This window comes from Streptomyces sp. NPDC002838, from assembly GCF_040295365.1.
In the GTDB taxonomy this organism is placed as follows: domain Bacteria; phylum Actinomycetota; class Actinomycetes; order Streptomycetales; family Streptomycetaceae; genus Streptomyces.
In genome coordinates this window covers 1-6535 of sequence record NZ_JBEOVF010000120.1, presented here as the reverse complement: position 1 = coordinate 6535, position 6535 = coordinate 1, and the positions used below count along the sequence as shown (strand labels likewise).

1 protein-coding gene is annotated in these 6535 nt (G+C 72.0%); it reads right to left on the bottom strand.

Annotation, left to right across the window (positions count from 1 at the left end):
* Positions 1–6535: non-ribosomal peptide synthetase (locus ABT063_RS51520; RefSeq protein WP_351069220.1), on the bottom strand; the 6535-nt coding region annotated here is incomplete at both ends.

The window sequence follows — 6535 nt, the reverse complement described above, 5'->3', positions numbered from 1 at the left end:
TACGCCCGCATGTTCCCCAACGGCGAACCAATCGGCGCACTGCCCGACCCGTCCCACTCCTCACCCGACGGCAACACGAACGCCGTCGCGTAGAAGCTCTCCGTCTGGCCGTACGGATTGACCACCCGCACGCCCGGGAAGGCCTCCCGGACCCGCTCCGCCAGGGACGCGGGCAGGGCTTCTCCGCCGAAGACGACGGTGTCGACATCGGTGGTGTCGGCGATGTCGTCGACCAGCTCGGCGAAGACGGACGGCACGCTGCTGATCACACTGCCCCGCCAGCCGTCCCGCTCGGCCAACGCCAGGACGTCACGGACGACTTCGACGCAGCCGCCGCGCGCCAGCGTCGTGAACACCTCGAACACGGACACGTCGAAGGCCACCGACGTGCCCGCGAGCACCCGCGAGCCCTGCTCGACGCCCACCCGCTCGGCGAGCCGCAGCACGCCGTTGACCACGTTGTGGTGCGTGACGGTCACGCCCTTGGGCATGCCGGTCGACCCGGAGGTGTACATCACGAACGCCGCGTTGTGCGGCCGCGGCAGCGTGCTCCCGGCGTCGGCGCCCGCGTTCCGGGTGTCGGGTCCCACGTTCCCGACGTCGGCGCCCGTCTTCTCGGCGTCGCCGATGAACAGGCGCGGAGTTCCGTCGTCCGGCAGCACTCCGGCGGTTTCCGGGTCCGTCAGGAACAGTCGGGGGCGGGCGTCCGACACAATGAAGTCGAGCCGCGTGCTGGGGTACTTCGGGTCGACCGGCAGATACGCGCCGCCCGCCTTCAGCACGCCGAGCAGTGCCACGACCAGGTCGGCCGACCGCGGCAGCGCGAGCCCGACCACCGTCTCCGGGCCAACTCCGCGTGCCACCAGCTCGCGCGCCACCCGGTCCGCCAGCGTGTCCAGCTCGCGGTAGGTGAGGCTCCGCGCACCGCAGATCACCGCCACCGCGTCCGGGGTGGCGGCAGCCTGCCGCTCGAACAGTCCGGGGATCGTCACGTCGGGCGTCGGCGCCGCCGTGTCGTTGAACCGGTGGATCACCAGCTCCCGTTCGGCCGCGTCCAGCGTGTCCACGACCGCCCCGATCGGTCGGCCGGGGCTGGAGACCAGTTGCCGTACGACCCGCGCGAACCGGGCCGCGAGGGCCTCAACCGTGACGCGGTCGAAGAGGTCCGTCGCGTACTCGAGGTGACCGACCACGCCGAGGCCGGGGATGTCCGCCATGTTGAAGAACAGGTCGAACTTCGCGGTGTCGGTGGCCGAGTGCTCGAGGCCCACGCGCAGCCCTTCCAGCGCGAAGTCCTCGCGGGCTACGTTCTGCCACGCGAACATCACCTGGAACAGCGGGTGGTAGGCGGTGGAGCGGTCGGGATTGAGCAGCTCCACCAGGCGCTCGAAGGGGGCGTCCTGGTTCTCGTAGGCGGCCAGGGCCTTCTCGCGCACCTGGCCGAGGAGTCGGTCGAAGCTCGGGTTTCCGGACAGGTCGGTGCGCAGCACCCAGGTGTTGACGAAGAAGCCCACCAGCTCCGCGAGCGCGGCGTCGGTGCGGCCGGCGATCGGGGATCCGACGGTGATGTCCTCGCCGCCGCCCAGGTGGTGCAGCAGCACCGCCACCGCCGACTGGAGGACCATCGACACCGTCGCGCCCCGCGCGCGGGCGAGTTCTTCCATGGCGGTGACCAGGTCCGGATCGAGTTCGAACGCCACCAGGTCGCCGCGGCGGCTCGCCACCGGCGGCCGGGGGCGATCCGTCGGCAGCTGCAACGGCTGCGGCGCGCCCGCCAGCTCGTCCCGCCAGTACCGTAGCTGCGTGGCGAGGACGCCATCGGGGTCGGACTCGTCGGCGAGCAGCTCCCGCTGCCACAGGGTGTAGTCGACGTAGCTCACCGGCAGCTCGGGCCAGTCGGGTACCTCGCCGCACAGCCGGGCGGCGTAGGCCGTGCCCAGGTCGCGCGCCAGCGGGCCCATCGACTCGCCGTCGCCGGCGATGTGGTGGACTACGAGGACCAGCACATGCTCGTCGGCGGCGCTGCGGACCACGGTCACCCGCAGCGGTATCTCCGCGGCCAGGTCGAACGGCCGGACCGCGGCCGCCGCCACGGCGTCGGCCACCGCGTCCGGGGCGGATTCGACGACGTGCAGGTCCACCGCTGCCGGCTCCGCGGGCAGCACCCGCTGGTACGGCACTCCGTCACCGGACTCGGCGATCAGCGTCCGCAGGATCTCGTGCCGGGACACGACGTCCCGTACCGCGTTCTCCAGCGCCGCCACGTCCAGCGCGCCGGTGAGCCGCAGCACGAACGGGATGTTGTACGTCGCCGACGGCCCCTCGAACCGGTCGATGAACCACAGGCGGCGCTGCGCGAACGACAGCGGCGGCTGCTCCGGCCGCTGTGCCGCCCGGCGCAGCGGGGAGCGGACCCGTGCTCCCGGGGCGATCCGCTCGACCAGTTCCACGACGGTGGGACGGTCGAAGACCGCGCGGATCGGGACCTCGGCGCCCAGCTCGGCGCGGATCCGGCTGATCAGCCGGGTGGCGAGGAGCGAGTGCCCGCCCAGGGCGAAGAAGTTGTCGTCGATGCCCACCCGGTCGATGCCGAGGACCTCGGCGAACAGCGCGCAGAGGACCTCTTCCTGCGGTGTCCGCGGTGGCCGGCCCGTCGCCGCACCGGCGTAGTCGGGCACGGGCAGCGCCTGCCGGTCCAGCTTCCCGTTGGAGGTCAGGGGCACCTCGGCGATCGCGACCACAGCCGCGGGCACCATGTACTCCGGCAGCCGTTCCTGCGCGTGGTCGCGGAGCCCGGAGACGAGGACGCCGATCTCCCGCGCGCCGGCCGGGTCGTTCACCAGCATCCGCTCGGGGCGCCCGGTGGGCGTGAACCCTCCGGAGTACGTCCGCCCGGCTTCGGTGCCGGCGGGGAAGACCACCGCGTCGAAGCACTCGGGCACCCCCGCCGTCAGGGTGAGCAGCAGGCCAAGGCCTCGCCGGTCGGCCCATTCCCGCAGGTCGTGCGGGTCCAGTGGCGGGAGTCCGGCCACCGGTGAGTCGACGGCCGCGAGGGCGGTGGCGGTGGCGACCTCGCCGGCGAGCCGGGCGTTGGGGATCCGGGTGATCCGTACCGGTGTCGTCCGGTGCTCCCGGACCACCTCGTCGAGGCTGGTGAAGTCGTCCACCCGGCGGCCCCACGCGAGCGCCGGGATCCCGGTCAGGGGGACGGGGTCCACGGGTGCCTTGTGCAGCACCACTTCGTAGCGGTGCCGGGTCAGTTCGTTGTGGGCGCGGCCGGGCTTCAGGAGTACGTCCACGCCGGCGGCGCCGTGTTCGTCGGCCCAGCGCGTGAACCACTCCGGGTCGAGGACCAGTTCCTTCTCCACCAGGACGGCCCGGGCGACGGCGGCGCGGATCACGGACGCCGATGCCTCCGGGCGCCGGGCGCGGTGGATCGCCGTCTTCAACAGGCTCAGCGAGCCCGCGTGGCGCACGTCGCCGATCACGATGCGGCCGCCGGGGGCCAGCAGGTCGAGGGCCTGGCTCAGCACCCGGTCCAGGTAGCCGGCGTCGGGGAAGTACTGCGCCACCGAGTTGATGACGACGGTGTCGAAGTACTCCTGGGGCAGGCCCGACACGTCGTCGGCGGGCTGCACCCGCAGCCGGACCCGCTCGGTGAAGCCGGCCCTCTCGACCTGGTCCTTCAGCTGCTCGATGACGGGAGCCGAGAAGTCCGTGCCCCAGTACTCCGCGACGTCGGGCACGATCCGGGAGAGGAGCAGACCCGAGCCGACGCCCAGTTCGAGGACCCGGCGCGGCGCCCCGCCGAGGATCTGCTCGACGGCCGCGTCCCGCCAGGCCCGCATCTCCACCAGCGGGATCGGCTCGCCGGTGTAGCTGGAGTTCCAGCCGGTGAAGTCCTCGCCCCAGGCGGTCGTCCCGGAACCGGCGTACGCCTCGTCGTACACCTGCTGCCACTCGTCGACCTGCTCCGCCTCGCGGGCGGTGGCCGAGCCGGTGGGGGCGGGCACGACGTATCCCACGATGCGCTGGTCGCCGGGCCGGTCCTCGCGGGTGATCACCACGGCCTGGTCCACGCCGGGGTGCAAGGCGAGGGCCGCCTCGATGTCTCCGGGCTCGATGCGGAATCCGCGCACCTTGACCTGGAAGTCGACCCGGCCGAGGTAGTCGATCACGCCGTCGGGCCGCCACCTGACCAGGTCACCGGTGCGGTACATGCGCGCCCCGGGGGTGAAGGGGCTGGCCACGAAGCGTTCCGCGGTCAGATCCGGACGGTTCAGGTAGCCGCGGGCGAGCTGGACGCCCGCGAGGTAGAGCTCTCCCGGCACACCCGGGGGGACCGGCCGCAGCGCGGAGTCGAGGACATAGACCTGGGTGTTCCACACCGGTGCGCCGATCGGCACGCCGGTGGCACCGGGCTCCTCGCGGCACTCCCAGGCCGTGACCTCGACCGCGGCCTCGGTCGGGCCGTAGAGATTGTGCAGCCGGGTGCCGGGGAGCGTGCGCGCGAAGCGCTCGGTGAGCTCCAGGGGGAGCGCCTCGCCGGCGGCCTCCACGCGGCGCAGGCTGGTGCACTGGTCCGCGGTCGGCTCCGAGAGGAACGCCGCCAGCATGGACGGCGCGAAGTCGGCGTCAGTGACCCGCTGCTCCCGGATCAGCCTGGCCAGGTACTCGGGGTCCTTCTGCCCGTCCGGACGTACGATCACCAGCCCTGCCCCGACCTGGAGCGGCCAGAACAGCTCCGGCACCGACACGTCGAAGCCGACGGATGTCTTCAGGAGCATCCGGTCGCTCTCGCCCATGCCGTACCGGCCGTGGCCCCAGGCGATCCGGTTCATGATCGAACGGTGGGACACGACCACGCCCTTGGGCTTCCCGGTCGACCCCGAGGTGTAGATCACGTAGGCCGCGTGGTCCTCGTGCACGTCGACGCCGGGATTCGACTCCGGGCGTCCGGAGAGGTCCGGGAGTTCGTCCAGGACGAGGAGGGGCGTGCTGTCGGCGAGCATGTGCTCGACCCGCTCACCGGGTAGATCGGTCTCGATCGGCAGATAGGCGGCTCCTGTCTTGAGCACGCCGTAGATCGCGGTGAGCAGATCGAAGGAACGCGGTATCCGGATCGCGACGAGCCGCTCGGGCCCGGCGCCGCGCTCGATCAGCCAGTGCGCCAGCCGGTTGGCGCGCGCGTTGAACTCGGCGTAGGAGAGCGTGTCTCCCTCGAAGACGAGCGCGGTGCGCTCCGGTCCGCGCTCCACCTGGGCTTCGAACGCCGCGGCGAGGGTGCTGCCCGCGGTGGCCGTGGGGTGTGCGGTGTCGTTCCACTCGGACACGACCTTGGTCCGTTCGGCGGGCTCCAGGACGTCGAGTTGCGCGACGCGGATCTCCGGGTTCTCGACGACCTGGCGCAGCACCCGCAGGCAGCGGGCGGCGATCGCCTCCACGGTTGCGTGGTCGAAGAGATGGTGCTGGTACTGGAGGGCGATGCGCAGCTGCGGGTCGGCGTCGGCCGTCACGGTCAGCGGGTAGTGGGTGCCGCTGAACGGGGTGAGGCCGGTGATCGCCACGCCCGCCTCGGTGTTGGCGTCGCCGAGCCCCGCGTGGTCGATCGGGAAGGACTCGAAGACGACGACGGTGTCGAACAGGGTGCTCAGGCCGGTGTCCTGCTGGATCTGCGCGAGACCGTAGTGATGGTGGTCGAGCAGAACGGCCTGCCGGTCCTGCAACCGCGTCAGCAACTCGCGGAAGGTGTCCCGGGGAGAGCATGCCACGCGTACGGGAAGGGTGTTGATGAACAGGCCGACCATGGTGTCGATGTCCGTGACGGCGGGCGGGCGGCCGGACACCGTCGCGCCGAACACGACGTCCTCGCGCCCGGTCAGCTCTCCGAGGACGATGGCCCAGGCTCCCTGGACCAGGGTGTTCAGGGTGACGCCCGTCTCGGCCGCGTACCGGGTCAGTTCGCGGACGGTCTCCGGTGACAGCGGTACGTCGACCTGCCCGATGTCCTCGGAGTCGGCGGACTCGGCGCCGGGGGCGAGCAGGGTGGGTTCGTCGAGTCCGTCGAGTTCGTCGGCCCAGGCGCGGGCGGCCGCTTCGTGGTCCTGCTGGGCCAGCCAGGACAGGAACTCGCGGTAGCCGCGCACCTTCGGCAGGGCCGCGAGGTCTCCGCCGGAGCCGTACAGCCTGAGCAGGTCCTCCATGAGGAGCGGGACCGACCAGCCGTCGAACAGGACGTGGTGGGCGGTGAAGACCAGTTCGGCCCGGCCCGGGCCCATGGTCACCAGGGTCATGCGCAGGAGCGGCGGTGCGGTCAGGTCGAAGTGGGTGGCGCGGTCGTCGGCGAGGATGCGTTCGAGCGCGGCGTCGCGGTCGTCGCCCTCGGCGTGGTCGCTCAGGTCGATCTGCTGCCAGGGCACACGCACGCCCTCGACCACGACCTGGACGGGTTCACCGGTGGTGTCGCTGACGAACGCGGTCCGCAGGTTGGCGTACCGGTCCAGGACCGCCTGACCCGCGGCCCGCATCCGCTCCG